The organism is Paenilisteria riparia FSL S10-1204, assembly GCF_000525995.1.
GTDB lineage: Bacteria > Bacillota > Bacilli > Lactobacillales > Listeriaceae > Listeria_A > Listeria_A riparia.
On the sequence record NZ_AODL01000029.1, the window covers coordinates 1 to 18,689 of the forward strand.

The 18,689-nt window shown below is 39.5% G+C and carries 24 protein-coding genes, 2 tRNA genes and 2 pseudogenes; 13 read left to right on the forward strand and 15 right to left on the reverse strand.

The window, feature by feature from the left end:
* Nucleotides 1-546 (forward strand): annotated as a pseudogene (locus PRIP_RS13335) (ACT domain-containing protein); the annotation flags it as partial.
* A gap of 195 nt (nt 547-741) precedes the next feature.
* Here PRIP_RS13335 and PRIP_RS13340 read toward each other — a convergent pair.
* Nucleotides 742-1,869: pseudogene (locus PRIP_RS13340) on the reverse strand (IS3 family transposase).
* A gap of 277 nt (nt 1,870-2,146) precedes the next feature.
* On the opposite strand from PRIP_RS13340, the gene PRIP_RS13345 reads away from it, so the two are divergent.
* Genes PRIP_RS13345 through PRIP_RS13370 form a run of 6 tightly spaced genes read left to right on the forward strand, consistent with a single transcriptional unit; the run spans nt 2,147 to nt 4,491 of the window.
* Nucleotides 2,147-2,383, forward strand: a complete 237-nt coding sequence (locus PRIP_RS13345) for a hypothetical protein (RefSeq protein WP_036101647.1) — start codon at nt 2,147-2,149, stop codon at nt 2,381-2,383.
* Complete coding sequence (locus PRIP_RS13350; RefSeq protein ID WP_036101653.1) at nt 2,367-2,657, forward strand: hypothetical protein; 291 nt, start codon at nt 2,367-2,369, stop codon at nt 2,655-2,657. The genes PRIP_RS13345 and PRIP_RS13350 overlap by 17 nt, the downstream gene beginning before the upstream one ends.
* Nucleotides 2,658-2,692: 35 nt before the next feature.
* Nucleotides 2,693-3,193: a hypothetical protein gene (locus PRIP_RS13355; RefSeq protein WP_149023832.1), complete on the forward strand. Its 501-nt coding sequence runs from the start codon at nt 2,693-2,695 to the stop codon at nt 3,191-3,193.
* Entirely contained in the window at nt 3,190-3,645 is a 456-nt protein-coding gene (locus PRIP_RS17795) for a hypothetical protein (protein WP_241434184.1), read from the forward strand. The genes PRIP_RS13355 and PRIP_RS17795 overlap by 4 nt, the downstream gene beginning before the upstream one ends.
* Nucleotides 3,617-4,168 (forward strand): TNT domain-containing protein, encoded by a 552-nt coding sequence (locus PRIP_RS16840; RefSeq protein WP_241434185.1) that lies wholly within the window; start codon nt 3,617-3,619, stop codon nt 4,166-4,168. Before PRIP_RS17795 ends, PRIP_RS16840 begins: the two co-directional genes overlap by 29 nt.
* Nucleotides 4,165-4,491 (forward strand): Imm59 family immunity protein, encoded by a 327-nt coding sequence (locus tag PRIP_RS13370; RefSeq protein ID WP_036101659.1) that lies wholly within the window; start codon nt 4,165-4,167, stop codon nt 4,489-4,491. The genes PRIP_RS16840 and PRIP_RS13370 overlap by 4 nt, the downstream gene beginning before the upstream one ends.
* Nucleotides 4,492-4,748: 257 nt before the next feature.
* Here the strand turns inward: PRIP_RS13370 and PRIP_RS13375 are convergent.
* The 5 genes from PRIP_RS13375 to racE form a co-directional block, all read right to left on the reverse strand.
* Nucleotides 4,749-4,822: transfer RNA gene (locus PRIP_RS13375), tRNA-Arg, on the reverse strand.
* Nucleotides 4,823-4,970: 148 nt separating this feature from the next.
* Nucleotides 4,971-5,495: a metallophosphoesterase gene (locus PRIP_RS13380; RefSeq protein WP_036101661.1), complete on the reverse strand. Its 525-nt coding sequence runs from the start codon at nt 5,493-5,495 to the stop codon at nt 4,971-4,973.
* Between the two features lie 32 nt (nt 5,496-5,527).
* The gene (locus PRIP_RS13385) at nt 5,528-6,133 is read right to left on the reverse strand and encodes an XTP/dITP diphosphatase (protein ID WP_036101662.1); all 606 of its coding nucleotides are present in this window, start codon (nt 6,131-6,133) and stop codon (nt 5,528-5,530) included.
* Complete coding sequence (gene rph, locus PRIP_RS13390) at nt 6,130-6,879, reverse strand: ribonuclease PH (RefSeq protein WP_036101663.1); 750 nt, start codon at nt 6,877-6,879, stop codon at nt 6,130-6,132. The genes PRIP_RS13385 and rph overlap by 4 nt, the downstream gene beginning before the upstream one ends.
* Nucleotides 6,876-7,694 carry a glutamate racemase gene (gene racE / locus PRIP_RS13395; protein WP_036101664.1) on the reverse strand — a complete coding sequence of 273 codons (819 nt, stop codon included), beginning with the start codon at nt 7,692-7,694 and terminating at the stop codon, nt 6,876-6,878. Before racE ends, rph begins: the two co-directional genes overlap by 4 nt.
* 200 nt (nt 7,695-7,894) lie before the next feature.
* On the opposite strand from racE, the gene PRIP_RS13400 reads away from it, so the two are divergent.
* Entirely contained in the window at nt 7,895-8,350 is a 456-nt protein-coding gene (locus PRIP_RS13400) for a YslB family protein (protein ID WP_036101665.1), read from the forward strand.
* A gap of 68 nt (nt 8,351-8,418) precedes the next feature.
* Complete coding sequence (ybaK, locus tag PRIP_RS13405) at nt 8,419-8,916, forward strand: Cys-tRNA(Pro) deacylase (RefSeq protein ID WP_036101667.1); 498 nt, start codon at nt 8,419-8,421, stop codon at nt 8,914-8,916.
* Nucleotides 8,917-8,937: 21 nt separating this feature from the next.
* Here ybaK and PRIP_RS13410 read toward each other — a convergent pair whose 3' ends face one another.
* The 5 genes from PRIP_RS13410 to PRIP_RS13430 form a co-directional block, all read right to left on the reverse strand.
* Nucleotides 8,938-10,584, reverse strand: coding sequence for a SpaA isopeptide-forming pilin-related protein (locus PRIP_RS13410; RefSeq protein WP_036101668.1), 1,647 nt, complete (start codon nt 10,582-10,584; stop codon nt 8,938-8,940).
* Nucleotides 10,585-10,828: 244 nt separating this feature from the next.
* Nucleotides 10,829-10,918, reverse strand: a tRNA-Ser gene (locus PRIP_RS13415).
* 237 nt (nt 10,919-11,155) lie between these two features.
* Nucleotides 11,156-11,569, reverse strand: coding sequence for a VOC family protein (locus PRIP_RS13420; RefSeq protein WP_036101670.1), 414 nt, complete (start codon nt 11,567-11,569; stop codon nt 11,156-11,158).
* A 44-nt stretch (nt 11,570-11,613) separates the two neighbouring features.
* Nucleotides 11,614-12,252 (reverse strand): FusB/FusC family EF-G-binding protein, encoded by a 639-nt coding sequence (locus PRIP_RS13425; RefSeq protein WP_036101672.1) that lies wholly within the window; start codon nt 12,250-12,252, stop codon nt 11,614-11,616.
* 2 nt (nt 12,253-12,254) lie between these two features.
* Nucleotides 12,255-12,830 (reverse strand): TetR/AcrR family transcriptional regulator, encoded by a 576-nt coding sequence (locus PRIP_RS13430; RefSeq protein ID WP_036101674.1) that lies wholly within the window; start codon nt 12,828-12,830, stop codon nt 12,255-12,257.
* 170 nt (nt 12,831-13,000) lie between these two features.
* Here PRIP_RS13430 and PRIP_RS13435 point away from each other — a divergent pair, with 170 nt between their 5' ends.
* The 3 genes from PRIP_RS13435 to PRIP_RS17800 are packed head-to-tail and all read left to right on the forward strand — an operon-like array spanning nt 13,001 to nt 14,014.
* Complete coding sequence (locus PRIP_RS13435) at nt 13,001-13,693, forward strand: AzlC family ABC transporter permease (RefSeq protein WP_036101675.1); 693 nt, start codon at nt 13,001-13,003, stop codon at nt 13,691-13,693.
* Nucleotides 13,690-13,818 (forward strand): AzlD domain-containing protein, encoded by a 129-nt coding sequence (locus PRIP_RS18030; RefSeq protein WP_277620102.1) that lies wholly within the window; start codon nt 13,690-13,692, stop codon nt 13,816-13,818. The genes PRIP_RS13435 and PRIP_RS18030 overlap by 4 nt, the downstream gene beginning before the upstream one ends.
* Nucleotides 13,819-13,864: 46 nt before the next feature.
* Nucleotides 13,865-14,014: an AzlD domain-containing protein gene (locus PRIP_RS17800; RefSeq protein ID WP_241434186.1), complete on the forward strand. Its 150-nt coding sequence runs from the start codon at nt 13,865-13,867 to the stop codon at nt 14,012-14,014.
* Nucleotides 14,015-14,232: 218 nt separating this feature from the next.
* Here the strand turns inward: PRIP_RS17800 and PRIP_RS13445 are convergent, their stop codons facing one another.
* Nucleotides 14,233-14,868, reverse strand: coding sequence for a DUF1361 domain-containing protein (locus PRIP_RS13445; RefSeq protein ID WP_036101676.1), 636 nt, complete (start codon nt 14,866-14,868; stop codon nt 14,233-14,235).
* A 123-nt stretch (nt 14,869-14,991) separates the two neighbouring features.
* Nucleotides 14,992-15,456 carry a hypothetical protein gene (locus PRIP_RS13450; protein ID WP_036101677.1) on the reverse strand — a complete coding sequence of 155 codons (465 nt, stop codon included), beginning with the start codon at nt 15,454-15,456 and terminating at the stop codon, nt 14,992-14,994.
* 141 nt (nt 15,457-15,597) lie between these two features.
* Here PRIP_RS13450 and PRIP_RS13455 point away from each other — a divergent pair, with 141 nt between their 5' ends.
* Entirely contained in the window at nt 15,598-16,518 is a 921-nt protein-coding gene (locus PRIP_RS13455; protein WP_036101678.1) for an alpha/beta fold hydrolase, read from the forward strand.
* Nucleotides 16,519-16,538: 20 nt separating this feature from the next.
* On the opposite strand, the gene PRIP_RS13460 is transcribed toward PRIP_RS13455, so the two are convergent.
* Both PRIP_RS13460 and proB read right to left on the reverse strand, forming a co-directional pair.
* On the reverse strand, nt 16,539-17,786 hold the full coding sequence (locus PRIP_RS13460; RefSeq protein ID WP_036101679.1) for a glutamate-5-semialdehyde dehydrogenase: 1,248 nt from the start codon (nt 17,784-17,786) through the stop codon (nt 16,539-16,541).
* The gene (gene proB / locus PRIP_RS13465) at nt 17,783-18,610 is read right to left on the reverse strand and encodes a glutamate 5-kinase (protein WP_036101680.1); all 828 of its coding nucleotides are present in this window, start codon (nt 18,608-18,610) and stop codon (nt 17,783-17,785) included. Before proB ends, PRIP_RS13460 begins: the two co-directional genes overlap by 4 nt.
* Nucleotides 18,611-18,689 lie beyond the last annotated feature (79 nt).

Here is an 18,689-nt window from a genome sequence, read left to right on the forward strand (position 1 = left end):
CATCCCACTCGAAGTTCGCGCCAGCCACGAAGACGAAGCAGGAACCATGATTGAGGAGGAAATGACCATGGAAAACACGAAAGTCGTGCGAGGAATCGCATTCGAAGATAAAATCACCCGCATAACCATTCACTGGGACAAAAAAGAAAACATGCGCGTCTCCAAAGTATTCACAACATTAGCCGAACACAACATCGACGTCGACATTATCATCCAAGGCATCACAGGACTAGGCCACGGCAATCTGTCCTTCACCATTAAAACAAAAGCGCTACTAGAAACATTGGCAGTACTAGAAGAACACCAAGAAACACTCCAATACGCAAAACTCGAATCCGAACAAAATCTAGCCAAAGTGTCTATCGTTGGTTCCGGCATGGTTTCGAATCCAGCGTCGCAGCCCACATGTTTGAAGCGTTGACAGATAATGACATCGCGATTAAAATGATAAGCACATCAGAAATTAAAGTATCAACCGTAGTAGATGAAAAGAAAATGATCCGCGCTGCCCAAGTGCTGCACGATACGTTTGAGTTGGAGGATTGAGAAGAGGAGTTAGGCAGAGTTCACTTTGCCTAGCTTTTTTTGTGTTATAAACGAAAAATTAGGACCGAAAGAGAACAAAATAAAAACCCATTGTTTCCAATGAGTCAAAAAACGTCCTGAGAGGGATTCGAACCCCCGACCGACGGCTTAGAAGACTATATTGGACAAATGTCAATAAAGTAGACAGTAAAATAGCTAAAATAATGATGACGCATGGAAAAAATAGTTCTCTTTTTCATCTGGTGTAAGCATGTCATTGAAACCATGTGGTCGCTTCGAATTATAAAATCCTTCAATGTATTAAAGTAAGCTAACTCTATGTCTTCTAGTGTTTGAAAAATCCGTCGATTTAGTTCTTCCTTTTTCATGTATTTGAAAAAAGCTTCATTGACTGCATTATCCCAAGGATATGCTTTTTTGGAGAAAGAAGGCTCGAGTCGGTGTTTATCCAAAGCTTGTCGTACTGCTTGAGAAGGTATATTGGGAGCCTTGATCCGAATGAAAGATGGCGGGTTCATCATACATACGATTTTGAGAGGCAAGCGCAATGGTTTCCGTGACTAAAGAAGCAGTCATCCTTTGTTTGACCTTCCAAGCAATCACTTTTCGAGAGAATAAATCTAAAATGACGCATAAATAAACAAAAGAGCGCTTGACAGAAATATAAGAGATGTCACTTACCCATGCTTGATTTGGCGCTTCCGGTTGAAATTGTTGCTTTAACAGGTTGGGAGAAGCAAAAGAAACCGTAGGTTTTTGATAGCGGTAGGTTGGTTTCGATGTGGACATTTTAGGTAAATCCATGGATTTCATCAGACGATACACTCTACCGGCACTGATATTGATACCATAATCACGCTTTAAAAGAACTTGTATTTTAGCCGCACCTAAGCGATATTTTGTTTCTGTATAAACAGTTAAAATATGTTGGCGAAGTTGTTGATTTTCTATTGTTCGTGCAGCAGGTGGCTGATGATATCGTTTGTAATAGCTACTTCTATTGACACGTAAGGCCTGACATAAACGAACAATCGAAGAAGATGGATAGCATCTAATCGTTGTGTGAGTGTGGTAATCGCTTTTTTTTAAGATTAAATTCTCTTCTTCTAGTAAGGCATTTTTCTTTTGTAATTCTTTCACTTGCTTGGCTGTAAGAACAGATCCATCTTCCATTGGAACTTCGGAATATTGTTTGACCCAGCGGGATAACGCAGTGAAAGAAACGCCGTATTCCTGACACAACGAAGTTTGTGTTTTCCCTCCTTGATGAAGGTTGACAAGACTTTGCTTGAATGATTCATCGTATTTTTTGTAACCAGACATCGTTCTACTTCCTTTCGTTTTTGTGTCTACTTGAAAACAGTATACCATTTAATTTCACTGTCTACTTTATTAGTATACGTCCAAATTTCATTCTCATTAAGGGATAAAGAAAATACCTATTAAAAATGTTTGGAAAATTGGAAGTATTCCATAACTATGCGGGTGATGAAGGAAGTATCGACTGACTTATGAAGTTTCTCGTTTGGGAGTCTTTTTTATTTTGTATATATTTGTTATAATGGATATTGGAAGATACTAACATAAGAGGAAGTGCCCTATGCCACATTATGAACAGATTAGACATGTGATTTCTGCTAGAAAACATAGTTTAGAAAGTATAGAGGATGCTATTAAGAACAGGGAAAACGGGATGCAAGATGAAAACCACGAAATAGGGGAAAAAATGATACATAGGCTGAATCAAATAGAAGCGGAAGCCAACGACATGATTTCCTACTGCGAGCAGACAGCGAATGCTTTACGGAGGGAGATAGGATATGTCAACGCCAATTGATATAGACACCGCTTGGGTTTTGAAACAATTAAAAATGGGAGAGCAAGCCGCGTTAGATTTCAAAGCTGAAGCCACAAGGATTCAACACACCATGGATACATTGAATAAGCAAGTCACCCCTGATTTTATGACACGCTACATCGAAGTGAAAGAAGGACTAGTAACAGAAATAAAAGCGGACCAATTTACGAAGTTAAAACAAGCTTTTGTGGATAGCCAAACCGCAGTGCGTGAGTTCATCGAAACGGATGCCAAGTTAGGAGGCAAAGGCTGATGGATTTCAAACTAAATATGGGGGAATTGGAGGAAGTGCTGACATCTTTGCACAAAATGAAGGTAAGTTTAGAAACGCTGGATAGTGTTCTGGTGAATGTCCAAGATGCAGTGGGGAAACAAAAAGGAAAATTAGCGGATGCCCTTTCCATTGAATTCGGCGCCCACCGAGACGATATTTCCCGGCAGCAGGGAACGGTGACTAAGCTCTATACATACCTGGAAAGCTATGTGTCGAACCTCAAATCGATTGACAGTCCAACCTATCGGAATCGGGATATGTTAATCGATGCCCGTGGACTTCAAAGGCTGGCAGAAACCCAGCGTGATATTTTAGATCATGCGAAAAGTGATGTGTTTCGCGTGCCGCAACCGAGTATTGGAACCTTGCCAGATGATCCAGACGAGCTATGGGTCATGCGTCATAATCAAGGATTGATGGAAGACTTAGATGATTACCTGAGACAAAAGTTGACGCAATTACAGCAAGAGGAAGGCGAAGCGATGCACCGAATCAGCCAAGACATGCGGCGTTGATGGAAATGGATCACACGCATGCTTCTAAAATAGAGAAAGATTATCGCCAATATGATCGAAATAAAGTACGCCAAATCGGTGCTTCTACAAGAGATTCTATTTTCGGATTCGGAAAAAGAGCGATAGAAAGCTTGAAACATCCAGAGAAGCAACTAGAAAGCATTGCAATGCTGATGAAAAACTTACGTAGTGATCCATCTGGAACAATGGGAATGTTTTGGGATGGTATCGTGTCTAGCTATTTAGAGCCTTATAAAAAGGGAGATGCCTATGGATTAGCTAGTACCACTATATTTTTGGCCAGTATGTTCGGAATTACAAGAGGGATTAACGATTTCAGCAAGATAAAAAACGTGAGAGAAGTGAGTGCTGGCTCTAAAATCAATACTTTAGGCGATGAAGTTGGCGCGGTTGTAAAGCCTTTTGTTCCGAAAAAAAATCACCTTAGCTAGTGGAGAAATCGCTTATGAAGCGCAGGGAGGAGTTCTTGTTCGCTCACCCAGGTATTTAGACGACTTTGGAAATATAAAATGGCCAGAAGCAGATGGCTTTATTGTTGATAAAACAGGAAAAGCGATTACAGTAAATGCTAATTTGAAAGCTGGACAAGTTATTGATAGGTACGGAGATTCTTTCGGAAGATTTACGAGTCCTGTGGAAAATGGTAAAATTCTCGAGTATGATACCAGAGGGTTACCGTATCCAGAGAGTATAAAACCCTATTACCAATATGAAGTGGTTCAAGATATAAACTTGGTAAATGTAAAAAAAGCTGTTGAAAACCTCCCGCCTGCAATGCAAAACAACTTAAGAACAGGGATGAGAAAACATAATTTTACTTTGGACGATATAGCGAATCCCCAACAAGGAAAAGTAGCAGAAGTTTTTGGAGCAGGCGGAGGTACTCAGATTCAACTAGGAACTGTGGTCGACTGGTATGAAAAATTAGGGCTTTTAAAGGAGGTAGCAAAATGAACCGTGATTTAATGGAAGAGTATAAAAAGATTTTAGAGGATGACATTCAAATATTAGACTATGAAGACTTAAGGTATTCCATTTTTGAGGGACCAGAAAACAACAGACAAGAATATCAAATTAGAATCGAAAAAAATGGAGAAACATTTGAAGTTTATATGACAGCTGATAGAGCTGGGGTAATGGGAAAATACGAGTTTAAAGATATTTTTGATGCATTCCATCAATTTCTAAGCATAATGCAGGATACTATCCTTTCAAATAGGAAAAGGGTGAGGGATGGAGATCCTCCTGAATACCCCTGCCAGTTATGGGATAAGTGAAATACCATATTGAGGGGTATACACTTACGATAAAAATTAGAGCTTTGCTCCTCAAATGAATCTGATATACTGATTCTGTAATCATCCTAAACATGAGGTAAATAAAAAGCGACTACTAAAGTGCTAGCTAGTCGCTTTTTATTATGGGTCGATTTTAATAAAGTTAAATCCTGCCCCAAATCTGCCCCGAATTTCAGTTCCTAATTGATTTCAAAAAAGTAAAATAAAAAACTCGCTGTTTCCAACGAGTTTACTAACGTCCTGAGAGGGATTCGAACCCCCGACCGACGGCTTAGAAGGCCGTTGCTCTATCCAGCTGAGCTATCAGGACACGCTATACAATTTTCACAGCCAAGTATCATTTTATGTTTTATTTGCCGATTTGTCAATGCTTTTAGGCGATATTTTCGAAAAATATTCATGTTGTTGTAAGTTTATCCAATTTTAGTGCCACTAATCACCGAAACCCGCCGGAAAAACTAATTGTTCTTCACGAGCGGGAATGTTTGTGTTAGGTCGGTTAGTTCTTTGTCATCAATCGTCATAAAGCGCACTTTAACGCCGTCATCGGTTGCATCAATTAATGCATATGTTTTCTCATGGATGCGTCCTCTTGGAAGGGATATGCTACCTGGATTCAAAATAATTGTATTATCCAACATATCAACGCCTAATTCATGTGAATGACCGAAGAAAACAAAGTCGGCATTTAATTCGCGCGCGCGGTAACGCAAGTTCATCAATGTCATTTTAATGTTATACAGATGCCCATGTGTGGTAAAAATGCGGTATCCATCGACTTCGCCAACCCAATCATTCGGGAAGTCAGAGCCAAAGTCACAATTCCCACGAACCGTATGAAACCCTTGAATGGCAGGATCATCTTTCTCAAGTTCGGAATCTCCGCAATGAATCATCGCATCAACTTCGCCTTCATATTTCTCTTTTAAATGGATGAGACAGTCGCGTTCATGATGACTGTCGCTAACTACTAGTAATTTCAAATTTTTCTCCCCCATCTTTCATTACTGTACCATTATACAATCTTTTCTATCAATTGGTCTATATTTTTTGCAACTTTTTCTAAAGCTTTTGCGCGGTGGCTGATTTTATTCTTCTCTTCAGGCGGAATTTCTGCCATGGATTTGTCAAACGACGCCAAGTAAAAGAGGGGATCGTAGCCAAAACCGTTCTCGCCTTGTGGTGCTGTTAAAATCGAACCTTCACATTCGCCTGTGAAAAATTGTGTTTCTTCGCCAGGGAAAGCAATGGCTAGTGTGCAGTGGAAGCGGGCTTGTCGCGCACTCGCAGGAACGCCTGTAAGCTCTTTTAGAAGCTTTTCGTTGTTGTCTGCATCATTATGTTGATTTCCAGCATAACGCGCAGAGTATATTCCAGGTGCGCCATTTAAGGCATCGACAATCAAGCCTGAGTCATCACCAATCACGACTTGGTTTATTTTTTGTGCTACGGCTTCCGCTTTTAACGCCGCATTTTCTGCAAAAGTCGTGCCAGTTTCTTCGATTTCGCCAATCTCTGGAAAATCGGATAATGTCAAAATTTCAATGCTGTGCACGCCGAATAGTTTCTCGAATTCTCTGGCTTTGCCGGGGTTATTCGTTGCGATTACTAGTTTCTTCATACTTGACCTCCAATTAAATGGCTCACTTCTTCGCCTAGTATTTCTTTTTGGAAGGTAATCAGTTCAGCAATTCCTTTTTTGCCAAGTGTTATAAGTTCGCTTAGCTCGTCCTCAGAGAACGTTGCTTCTTCGCCTGTGCCTTGAAGTTCGACGAAGCGTCCTGCACCAGTCATAACAAGGTTCATATCGACAGCTGCGGCACTATCTTCTACATAATTTAAATCAAGAACCGCCGTGCCATCTTCTAAAACGCCGACACTTGTAGCTGCAAGAAAATCATTGACAGGGAATTTTGCAAAAGGTGTAGCCGCATGAAGTTTCGCAATCGCAATCACCATTGCCACGAAAGCCCCTGTAATGGATGCTGTTCGTGTCCCGCCATCCGCTTGAATCACATCGCAATCCAACCAAATCGTGCGTTCTCCAAGTGCATCTAAATCAACAACTGCTCGCAATGCACGACCAATAAGGCGCTGGATTTCCATCGTCCGGCCTGTCACTTTTCCTTTGGAAGATTCGCGTATGTTTCGGTGTTCTGTCGCACGTGGTAGCATCGCATATTCTGCGGAAACCCAGCCACGACCTTCACCACGCATAAATGGTGGGACACGATCTTCTACAGAAGCTGAACAAATCACTTTCGTATCGCCAACTGTAATTAAAATCGAGCCTTCTGGATGTTTAATGTAACCTGGAACCATCTCTACTTGTCGCAAAATGCCTTTTTCTCTGCCGTCGAATCTCATTGGTACACTCCCTTTTCATTTCCTAATTTGATATGTTCCACATGCATGTCTGGTATATCAAGCCAGTCTTGCGCAATATCTTGAAAAATGGACACAGAACCCGTTGTAAAAAAACGATGTTGTACGCCCTTATCGTCTTGGTCTAATAAATCATGATAATCAAGCAACGCACTAACTTCACTAGCCGTCTCCTCACCAGAATTAATCACCGCAACATCAGAGCCCATAAAATTCTCAATCAATGTTTTAAGGAGAGGATAATGCGTACAACCTAAAATAATCGTGTCAATCTTCGTACTTTTTAGCGGTAGTAGGGACTCAGCGACAATTTTTTTGGCTATCGCGCTTTTGTATTCGCCACTTTCTACGACCGATACGAACTTAGGACATGCCAGCGAATCGACTTCGACACGACGATTTAGCCCTTTTAATGCTTTAGGATACGCCATGCTTTGAACGGTACCGATTGTGCCTAGGACACCAACACGATTATTATGCGTTGCTTTTAGAGCCGCTCTTGAGCCTGGTTGAATTACCCCGATAACTGGTATATCTAATGTCGCACGAATATCTGCGAGCGCCGCTGCTGTAGCCGTATTACACGCGATAACTAGCATCTTAATATTTCGTTCGACCAGAAAATTTGTCATTTCCCAAGTGAATTGATGTACTTCATCGCGATCCCGCGGACCATATGGGCAACGTGCGGTATCACCAAGATAATATATTTGTTCATGAGGGAGCTGTTTTAGGACTTCTTTAACAACTGTCAATCCACCAACGCCCGAATCAATAAAACCAATTGCTCTTTTCACACGTTTCGCCTCAATTTCTTCATTTTAGAATAAAGTATACTATAGATAATTTAATTACACACTTCATTTTCTTATTTTTTAACGGTTTTCGCAAGCTTTTTGATGGATTTGGAGCTTTTTTTAGAAATTTTGATGTTGTTAGTTCTATTTTGTCGATTTTCTGGGTATAATAGTTGGAGTAGAAAGCGGGGTATTTATAAATGACAGAAAATGAAGAAATTGTAAATGGAAAAATGATACCAGTTTTTGGTTATGAATTAATTCGCGACAGGTTAGTACCGAACATACTTGGTGAAGAAACGCCACATATTCTATACTGGGCGGGAAAAGAATTGGCTCGAGAATATCGTTTGGAGACAATGGAAGCCATTGCTGATTTCTTTAAACGCGCATCCTTTGGTGATCTATCAGTTGTCAGTGAAAAAAAAGACGAACTGCAATTGCTTCTAAGCGGTGAGCTTGTAACATCGCGATTAGCAGGAAACAGCGAAGCAACCTTTAAATTAGAAGCAGGCTTTGTTGCAGAGCAAATTCAGTATCAACGGAAGCTCTACACGGAAAGTTACGAAGAAGTAGATAAACGCAAAAAAACGGTACGTATTATCGTCAAATGGGACTCTAAAGAAGCGGTTTCTGATGATGCTATTATCAGCTAAATAATCTTGATTGTAGCGGTTATTCTTCTAAGAATACCGCTATTTTTCATAAAACTGGAGTGAAGAAAATGAATCACCATAAAAAAATCGCCAAAACTAATGCTAGCCGAATTTTAGATCAGCAAAAAATCCATTACGAACTACGTCAAATACTAATACAGGAAGAGCATATGGATGCAACCGAAATTGCTAAAATGTTGCATGTGTCACCTGAAAAAATGTATAAAACACTTGTCGCAGAAGGCGATAAAACGGGTACTATCGTTGCATGTATTCCAGCGAATAAAGAACTTGATTTAAAATTACTTGCCAAGGTAAGCGGAAACAAAAAAGTAGAAATGCTACCAATGAAAGACTTAGAAAAAGTAACAGGTTATATACGCGGTGGCTGTTCACCAATTGGAATGAAAAAACGGTTCCCAACATTTATTGCAGATGATGCGAAAAATCAAGAACAATTATTTATTTCAGCGGGAAAAAGAGGGCTTCAGTTAGCGATTGCACCAATGGATTTAGTGCAAGTTACAAATGCAAATTTTGAAGACATATACAAGACCAGAGTCTGATTGCTCAGACTCTGACAGATGTTATTTTCTCCTGTAAAGGGCGTAGCCAAGAATAATCGCTGTAAGTCCAGCCAAAGTTCCTACCATATCATGTGAATCGCCTGTACGAGGTAGGGAAGAATTAGAAGTAAAAGGCTTCTCATTGGTCGTTGTAGAGACAGTTGGCGCTTTCTCTGTTGGACTAGGCGTTTTTGCTGTATCTGGAACTAATGTAGGTGTTTTCTGTGTATCTGGAGTTTTCGTAGGTGTTTTTGGCTCATCAGGCTTTATTGGTGTATCTGCTGGCGTGTCTGGTTTGTCCGGTGTATCAGGTGTATCAGGCTCGCTTGGGTTAACCGGGGTTGGGTTATCTTTTTTCGTATTCGTGATTTTACCTAAATCAACAAGTTGTGTTTTATCTGAAATTTCAAACGGAATAAGCGTATCGTTACGTTCATAGCCATCAGGAGCAGTTGTTTCGACAAGGTTATAGCTTCCGTATGGCAAGTTATCTAGCGTTGCTTTTCCGTTGCTATCTGTTGTAACTGTCGCAATTTCATTACCTTGTCTATCTTGAACGGCAAATATTGCACCTGCCAGACCAAGTGTTGGATTATCTTTGTCTACTTTTTGGAAAGTGACAGAACCAATTAGGTCGCCGCTATCTCCACTTCCACTTGCAGGAGCTGTAATCGATGCAAATGATTCATCTTGAATTTTTATATCTTGCCCACCACTTCCAGCAAGCGTTCCTTGGATAGAAACATCATTTGTGTATACACCGACACTTGAATCGGTAACTTCCGTGGAATAGAAAATCATATAGGCATTGGTACCCGCTTCATAACTGCCGGTTGTTGTAGGGAAGCCATTGAAATGATCACTAGAATAGGAGAAACCATTATTAGCCATTGTACCAAGGCTTTTTATGAAATAATCAATGTCGTAGTCAAAAGCATCATGATCTAAGTTGCGAACATTGTTAGAATCTTTAGGACTACTTACGGTATACACAATGATGGAACCAGGAATTAGTTTTTGACCAGGGCCGATGTTGTTTTTGAATGTGTATGGAAAAGACGGGGTTCCTGCAATATTTACTTTATTGTAATTGTAGTAAATGCCCCAAGAAATAGTGCCGTCAGGATTAAAGCCAAAGCAAACGTTCTTTACTAATTCGTTTTCAGGAACTGTTTCTTGGTAGGGTTTTACTGAAATATTAATACTTTGACTCACATCTTGCATGGTAAACACAAGGGATTTTGTGATTTCTGAGGTGGTGTTTTGAACGTAGTTACATGGAATATCTATAGTAGTCGATGTTGCTTTCGTGTCTTTTAGCGCTGTTATTGTTAACCCAGATGCAGATGGAGTAACCGTGTAAGCTTCGCCAATATTAAAACTCGTATTGCTATAACCAATGTGATTATCCGCGGCAAAATTGATTGTAGTACTATCACCTTTTGTAAGTGGCTGTAGCTCTACATCGAAGTGAAGTGTGGCTGTATCTTTAAAAGCAGTAATATAATCTTGTCCATCTGGATAAGTGATGGAAACTTTGTTCAATGTTGCCTTCCCAATGGCTTGTCCCTGTATGGGTAGAAAACTCTGGAAGAAAACGGAGCCAATGATTAATATTGTGATTAGAAATATGCCTTGCCATTTTTGATATTTTTTCTTTACTTGCATGTTGTAACATCCCCTCTAATATTTTGTTAAAGTGTTAACAAAATATTAACAAAATGTATTATACATTAACTAAATTTGAAAAGCAATATATTTTATAGCTATAAAAGTTACAAAAACCACGTTAATATCAGTATAATGGGATTGTTGGGTTTGAATAATTATTTTTTTATGGTAATAAATATAACTTTTTATAAGAGCGCATAAAAAAAACAACTCACTTTAATCTATGAGCTGTTTTTAAGAAAGGAGGAAGAGGGATTCGAACCCCCGCGCGGTCTTACCCGCCTGTCGGTTTTCAAGACCGATCCCTTCAGCCAGACTTGGGTATTCCTCCAAAACACAAGATTTATTGTATCATGGATCTATTCATTTGCCAAGCCTAAACTATAAAGTTTTTGAATAAAAAGGGAACATAATAAATTTTAAAAGCCAATGTATGAGAGAATCGAAAAACACTTGGAATAGCAATGGTAGATGCATAGCTAATTTAAACCGTTTATTTTATTAGTTTAGAAAAAGGCGTAATAAAAAACGAGGCACCGGATTTTTAATTCCCGCCTCGTTTTATAAGTTAGCCATTTATCGTACTTGGGTCCATGTAAATAACTTCCCATAAGTGATTATCAACATCTTGGAAGCTCCAACTGTACATGAAACCTTCGTCCATTTTATCATTAGAAACTTTTCCGCCAGCTGCAAGTGCTTTTTCTACGATTTCATCTACTTCTTCACGTGTGTCTGCAGAAATAGCCATGATTGCTTCGGTAGTTGTTGCAGGCTCGGCGACTGTTTTCTTGGTGAAGTTTTGGAAGAACTCTTCTACTAGTAACATAATGAACGTATTTTCATTTAAAATCATACATGTTGCTTTTTCATTGGTGAATTGGGGGTTAAACTCGAATCCTAATGCTGTGAAAAATTCCACCGATTTGTCTAAGTCTTTTACTGCTAAGTTCACAAAAAGCATTTTTGGTTTTCTTGCCATTTTTTTGCCCTCCTTTTGATTTTTCTATACTAGTATACCCAAAGTTAGGCTTTTAATACATTAATAAATTCTAGGAGTCGAGATTCGTTTTTGATATTACTGCTACACGTGAGGCTATCTGCGCAAATGTACTGGCCGATAGCGCGGAAATTATCATTGTTCCCCTTCGACTTTATATCTGCTTTGAACAAGCCAACACGCTCGTTTTGGTGACAAAAAGCACAGATACCTTTTTTGGAAATAAGTGTGAAGCTACCATGAACGGCTACAAGTTGATTGTCATGTTGCGCGATGATAAATTTCTTTTGCGCACCCGTGTCATTCCAGCCCCAAAAAACAAGGCGATTTATTTGTTCAGCTGGTAAATCAGGCGCTTTTAGTTTTTTCACCTTTGGAAATAGCTTTTTGACAGTTTTTTCGTTAATGATTGGAAAGGGGATTAAATAGTTCTGCAGTTTGGCATCGAACGTCTCTAATTCCTCTTCAGAACGAATATGAAAAATTTCGCCAATTAAAGCATCTTGCTCGGTTGTTAAGTTTTCAAAAATCGCTCTTGCTTTGTCGATACATGAGAATCGCAAGGCATTTTTGACGCTTTCATCATTCGTATTAATAGCGCCATGATACGCATTGAAAGCTTGGTGCATAATAAAGTGGTAATTTGCATTGGTAATAAATTGCATGTTTACATCTCCTTTTGTGTTCCTTGGAAAAAGAAGCGCTCGGTCAAGTCGACGATATGGTCTTCCAAAACGCCTTCTTTTAGTAAATGCCGAAAGATAGTTGGATCAAATAGATGCATAAAATGCGCTACTAAAAATGTTGCTGGGTATACCGAATCAATGATGTTTTTTTCTTGAAGATGACGAAAAAGTAGGGTAAGTTCCTCTATAACTCGTTCGAAAAGATATGTGAGTTCGTTGCTTTGGCTCATATCTGGTTGATTTTTTAAAACCAAAGTGAAGTAGGGATTACGAATAATAGTACGTAACAATGTTTGTAATTTCATCTTGCTATCATCTACATTTATCATTGTTTCGCGCATCATCTGTAGCAAGTTTTGCGCGTTTCGCTCTAAAATACGTGTAATAATTGCCTCTTTATTGGTGAAGTGGTTATATAATGTTCCTTTAGAAATCCCAACAGAAAGCGCAAGTGCATCCATATTGATCGTGTTATCCGCGGCTTGAAATAACATGGTTTCTGCTTCGGCAAGTATTAATTGTTCTCGGTCGTACTTTTGCTGTTCCTTCCAATTCATTTAGAGGCCACCTTTCATAAAAATAACTGCGGTCATAATTTGACTCAGAAGTCATTTTTTTGTTTTATTATATAATCAGAACCAAAAAAAGTCAATAGCCCCTAGTCACCGTACTGTAATTTTGGTAGGATAATAAAGAAGTAAAAGGGGAGGGATTAGATGCCAGAAAAATTTCTGAAGGCTCATTTTTAGAAGGGGTAAAAGATTGCATACCGACATTACTTGGTTATATAAGCATCGGTATTGCTGCTGGAGTTGCGGGGATTGCGGCAAATTTAAATGTGCTAGAAGTTACCTTGCTCGCCGTGTTTGTATATGCTGGTGCCGCACAGTTCATTATTTGCGCAATGCTACTTACAAACAGTACAACACTTGCTATCATCGTGACGACATTCATTGTGAATTTTCGCCATTTTCTATTAGGAGCTACATTAGCACCACATTTTCAAAAAGATTCCATGTTTAAAAATATTGGTATCAGCCTTCTTGTCACAGATGAATCCTTCGGTGTTGCGGCGATGAAACTGGCAAAAAAGGAGCCGATGTATGCGGCTTGGATGAACGGACTAAATATGACGGCGTATATCGTATGGATTGCCGCGTGTGCACTCGGTGGAATCGTTGGCAAGCTAATTCCTAATCCAGCGTTATTTGGACTTGATTTCGCACTCACAGCGATGTTTGTAGCACTTTTCGTATTCCAATTGCAGAGCGTTCCTAAGTCAAAACTGCGCCACATTGCATTTCTAATCTTGTATATGCTTATTTTCATGATAGGGTTATCATTTGTTGTTTCTAGTAACGTAGCGGTTGTGTTATCCACTATTATTGTGGCGACCCTTGGGGTGGTGACAGACCGATGAGTGTTACACCAAGTTTCTTGTTGATGCTACTCGGTTGCTGTCTTGTTACGGCGATTCCGCGGATGCTACCATTTCTTGTTATGCGCAACCGGAAGATTTCAGCACCGATTTTAAAAATGGCTTAGTTATATTCCAATTTGTATTTTTAGTGCGTTAGTCTTTGAAAGCTTTATGTCAAATGGTACACAAGGTTTTCAAATTAATTGGCTAGAATTAATCGCTGTCATTGCAACATTTATTATCTCTTTGCTCACGCGAAGTTTACTATGGACAGTCATTATAGGCGTCATAATTATGGCACTACTTCGGCTGTTATTTTAAAAAAAAAGCTTGCATTTATTCGGAATTCATGATATTATGTATATCGTTGTCAAATAATCATTATCGGTGGCGGAATAGGTAGACGCATTTAGTTGCAAAGAACTTCGAAGCAAAGCAACAGTATAAAGTACATTTAAACAAGTTAAGATTTAAATATGAGTTTGTGTGGTGCAAATCCACACCCGATGATTAAAAAAAGGCTAGCGTTTCTTAAAGCGCTAGCCTTTTTTATTGGGAAATTTTATGAATATGAAATAAATAACTATCTGGATAACGACGAAACAAGCTATAAAATAAAACATTTCATACGAAAACGCATCAAGCATTTGGTGAATCACATACATAGGGTCTGTAAACAAGTACACCGTATGTAAACGCGCGAATCGTCCTAGATAAATCGCATAGCCAGAAAGCACGATAATAACGCCAAATGTTCCCCAGTAGACAACCGCATTGGTAGTAGTTCGAAAACGAGCCATCAAAGCGTCTAACATCCATTTCAATGAGACAAAACCAGTGTAGAGACCAAATAGAATACCCACAGTCATCACAGTGAAATGCTTCCAAATAAACGGATCATTCGAAAAAACACCAATTTGCATTGCATTGACACGTAAGTTCTCCAAATGGAAGAAATCGGTCAATAAATACGGCGAGTTTGGAAAGAATAATAGCCATAAAGCCGTCAGTGGCCAAAAAATCATCGGGTGCCATTTCTTTTTGCAAGCCAAGTTAGCTAATTCGAGTGGAATATAGGCTAACGATACATTCAAAATAAGGAATTTATAGCTTTGGAAAATGAAAAAGATGTAGATGAAATAAAGGACGATAAATAAGCGGGACCATTTCATCATAAACAATCAACTCCTTTCGTGTAGCACATTCTTATCGAGTTGTTGAAATAAGAAAGTATTGATTTAAGAACATATTGTAACATATAAAAAAACGGCAACCTAGTGAAAGGCTACCGTCTTAACTTATACAGTTAAAGATACTAAGCGTATTTCCTTATTGGAAATATCTAAGAATGGTAATTTCACACGTGTATCCAAGCAATACGCGTTGTATAACAATGGTTTCAAGCCAGTTTCTTGGCTATCTACGGCGTCGATGAAACGACTTATTTCTTGATACAGCATTTCTGGATGTTTTAACGAAGCAATCTTAGCATCAATACGGTTCTGACTTACGTTCACGTTAGACACTTGAATAGCTTCATCAAAAGTTGCGTTAATAGCTTCACGAGTTAATTTGACCTGCGTATAATCATTATCCGCCCAATCTACCTCAATGATATGACAGTCATCTAAAATTAGAAAATCGCCTGTCCAAAGCTTGCCATCAATCTCTACAACCATACGTGTGTTTGCAAAAAGTTCCTTGTTACCATATTTTTTTAATACGTAGTCAAACATCTGTAAGTGCGCGATATCTTTTGTCATGTCAACATCTCCTTTGATTCATAATTTCATTTTAACACACTTGTGATAATATGAACAAGTGTAAAAAGTGCCATAGTAGGGTAGAATGATTGGGTAAAGAGTAGGAATTAGCGTATATTTGTAAGAAAGAGGAGGGGTCTTATGCACACCGAATTAAAAATAATGTCGTATGATGAATTACCACTACATGTACATATCTGGGAGGACGTTAAAAAGCCTGTTGGTATTGTGCAAATTGTTCACGGAATGGCAGAACATGGAGCGAGGTATGCTGAATTTGCATCGTATTTGAACAAGGAAGGTTTTATTGTCATTGCGGATGACCATCGTGGTTTTGGGAAGAGCGCTGCAGATACGGAAAATTTAGGACACTTACCGTATCCAGACGGTTTTGATGCAATGGTAGCGGATGAAGAAATCGTGGCTAATTTTATAAAAATGCGTTACCCAGAGATACCGCATGTTATTTTTGGCCACAGCATGGGAAGCTTTGTGACACGTGTTTTCTTAACAAAATACCATGTCGACGCGGCAGTTTTGGCAGGAAGTGGTTTGCAACCAGATTCGTTGCTGCGAACAGGTCTGTTTTATGCAAACTTGAGGGCGAAAAGCAATGCTAACAAACGCAGCAAAGTTTTGCATAAATTATCGTTTTATGGATTTAATCGTGAATTTGCGAAGGAAAAACACCCATTTAGCTGGCTTTCTAGGGACGCAGCGGTGCATCAAGCTTACATGGAAGATCCGTTGGGTGGACAAGTAGTTGGTTCATTAGGATTCTATCACAGCTTACTTCGTGGTATAGAGCAATCGCAAAACGCAGAAACTATTACCAATACACCAAAAAATCTGCCGTTGCTACTAATTTCCGGAAGTAAAGATCCAGTGGGACATTTAGGTAAGGATGTCCCAAAACTAGCCGTTAAATACGAGCAGGCGGGTATAGAAGATGTGACGCTAAAAATTTATGAAGGGGCACGACATGAACTAACCAATGAAATTAATAAATATACGGTATTTGAAGATGTTGTAGCTTGGTATAAAAAAACAGGGTTGGCGTAAATTGCCAATCCTGTTTTAAGCTACTCTCGAATTTGTCCTTCACCATAAATAATGTATTTCGTAGACGTCAGTTCATTCAATCCCATCGGACCTCGGGCATGTAGTTTTTGTGTGCTAATGCCAATTTCGGCTCCGAAACCGAACTCAAAACCGTCTGTGAAACGGGTAGAGGCGTTAATGTAAACCGCTGCAGCATCAACTTGTTGGAGGAACTTCTGGCTAGTGAAATAATTGTCTGTGACGATAGCTTCTGAATGTTTGGTGCCATATTTGTTAATGTGTGCAATAGCAGCATCGTCGTTTGGAACAATTTTGATTGCTAAAATATAGTCGGCGAATTCGGTCTCCCAATCAGATTCAGTCGCAGCAATAATATCTGGAATAATGGCGGCTACTTGCTCATCGCCACGGATTTCGACGTTTTCTTCTCGTAATTTTGCGACGATGGAAGGTAAGAAAGCGCGTGCGACATCTTCATGAATTAAAAGGGTTTCTGCAGCGTTACAAACGGAAGGCCGGCTTGCTTTTGCGTTCACGATAATTTTGGTTGCCATGTCTTGTTGCGCTTCTTTATCGATGTAAACATGACAATTACCTGTCCCAGTTTCGATGACAGGAACAGTTGCATTTTCAAGCACAGCCTGAATGAGTCGCGCACTGCCACGTGGAATCAAAACATCCAGATATGCATTTAATTTCATCAAACCTTGCGCCGTTTCTCGTGACGTATCTTCTAAAATCTGCACAGCATCTGCTGGGAAATCAGATGCGGCAAGCGATTCGCGAATAATTTTTACCAAGGCAATGTTAGAATGAAAAGCCTCGCTACCACCGCGCAAAATCGTCGCATTGCCAGTTTTAAAACAAAGAACTGCGGCATCAACGGTCACATTTGGACGGGATTCATAAATAATACCAATGACACCAAGTGGAACGCGTTGTTTACCAATCGTTAAATCGGCTTGGTTTTTCCACATGTGCGTTACTTCGCCAATTGGATCAGCAAGTGTGGCAACTTGTTTGACGCCTTCCGCCATATCAACCACTCGTTCAGCCGTTAAGCGTAATCGGTCCAACATAGCATCTCTTACACCGTTGTCAGCAGCTGATGCTAAATCTTTTTCATTTGCTGCTAAAATAATAGCTGTATTAGCAACTAGACGCTCGGCAAGTGCAAGTAGCGCCTCATTTTTCTTTTGTGTTTTCGCTTGGGCTAAAGTCAAACCAGCCACTTGCGCCCTTTTTCCCATCTCTACAAGTCCACTCATTGTCGTGTTTCCCCCTTTACTAGTGCTTCCTTTGCAAACAATGTTCCAATATTCTCGCCATTCATAATATCAAAAATAATCGCGGGCTTATTTCCATTCGCCAGCACCATTTTACTATCGTTTTTCAAAACTTTGTCTGCCGCGGCGAGTTTTGTAAACATGCCCCCAGTACCAAAAGCAGAGCCTTTACCGCCCGCAAGCTTTTGCAGTTCAGGGGTGATTTGGTGAATTTCTGTAAACATTTTCGAATTTGGATTTTCAGTTGGGTTACTATCATAAAAACCATCAATATCCGAAAGCATAATCAATAAATCAGCTTGAATAACTTCCAAAACAATAGCAGACAGACGATCGTTATCTCCAAACTTAGTCAAATGCTCGATTTCTTCAATTGCAACTGTATCATTTTCATTCACAATGGGAATAATGCGATTTTCTAACAATTTATTAAAAGTATTAATTACGTTCTTTCGGCTAGTAGGGTAGTCAATGACATCGCGCGTTAGTAGCACCTGTCCGACGGTATAACCATATTCGCCAAACAATTTATTATAAATATTCATTAGTTCGCTTTGACCGACTGCAGCAATCGCCTGAAGATCGGGCATTTCTGTGGGGCGCGTTGGGAGTTGCAATTTATGACAACCGACACCAATGGCTCCAGAAGAAACAAGCACGACTTCCTTACCTTCATTACAAAGATCGCTGAGAACCATCGCTAATTTCTCAATAGTTCGTAAATTTACATTGCCGTTCGGATACATTAAAGTGCTTGTACCAACTTTGATAACAATCCGTTTGCAATTCCTTAAAGATGCGCGCATAGAACGATTCTCCTTTTCAAGTCAGATGATATTCATTCATTGTACACTATTTTGAAGCGCAAAAAAACCCATTCTATCC

Coding starts and splice junctions, on each gene's coding strand:
- PRIP_RS13345 (WP_036101647.1), top strand. CDS start 2,147: ATGCCACATTATGAACAGATTAGACATGTGATTTCTGCTAGAAAACAT.
- PRIP_RS13350 (WP_036101653.1), top strand. CDS start 2,367: ATGTCAACGCCAATTGATATAGACACCGCTTGGGTTTTGAAACAATTA.
- PRIP_RS13370 (WP_036101659.1), top strand. CDS start 4,165: ATGAACCGTGATTTAATGGAAGAGTATAAAAAGATTTTAGAGGATGAC.
- PRIP_RS13385 (WP_036101662.1), bottom strand. CDS start 6,133: ATGAAGAAACTAGTAATCGCAACGAATAACCCCGGCAAAGCCAGAGAA.
- rph (WP_036101663.1), bottom strand. CDS start 6,879: ATGAGATTCGACGGCAGAGAAAAAGGCATTTTGCGACAAGTAGAGATG.
- PRIP_RS13400 (WP_036101665.1), top strand. CDS start 7,895: ATGACAGAAAATGAAGAAATTGTAAATGGAAAAATGATACCAGTTTTT.
- ybaK (WP_036101667.1), top strand. CDS start 8,419: ATGAATCACCATAAAAAAATCGCCAAAACTAATGCTAGCCGAATTTTA.
- PRIP_RS13410 (WP_036101668.1), bottom strand. CDS start 10,584: ATGCAAGTAAAGAAAAAATATCAAAAATGGCAAGGCATATTTCTAATC.
- PRIP_RS13420 (WP_036101670.1), bottom strand. CDS start 11,569: ATGGCAAGAAAACCAAAAATGCTTTTTGTGAACTTAGCAGTAAAAGAC.
- PRIP_RS13425 (WP_036101672.1), bottom strand. CDS start 12,252: ATGCAATTTATTACCAATGCAAATTACCACTTTATTATGCACCAAGCT.
- PRIP_RS13430 (WP_036101674.1), bottom strand. CDS start 12,830: ATGAATTGGAAGGAACAGCAAAAGTACGACCGAGAACAATTAATACTT.
- PRIP_RS18030 (WP_277620102.1), top strand. CDS start 13,690: ATGAGTGTTACACCAAGTTTCTTGTTGATGCTACTCGGTTGCTGTCTT.
- PRIP_RS17800 (WP_241434186.1), top strand. CDS start 13,865: ATGTCAAATGGTACACAAGGTTTTCAAATTAATTGGCTAGAATTAATC.
- PRIP_RS13445 (WP_036101676.1), bottom strand. CDS start 14,868: ATGATGAAATGGTCCCGCTTATTTATCGTCCTTTATTTCATCTACATC.
- PRIP_RS13450 (WP_036101677.1), bottom strand. CDS start 15,456: ATGACAAAAGATATCGCGCACTTACAGATGTTTGACTACGTATTAAAA.
- PRIP_RS13455 (WP_036101678.1), top strand. CDS start 15,598: ATGCACACCGAATTAAAAATAATGTCGTATGATGAATTACCACTACAT.
- PRIP_RS13460 (WP_036101679.1), bottom strand. CDS start 17,786: ATGAGTGGACTTGTAGAGATGGGAAAAAGGGCGCAAGTGGCTGGTTTG.
- proB (WP_036101680.1), bottom strand. CDS start 18,610: ATGCGCGCATCTTTAAGGAATTGCAAACGGATTGTTATCAAAGTTGGT.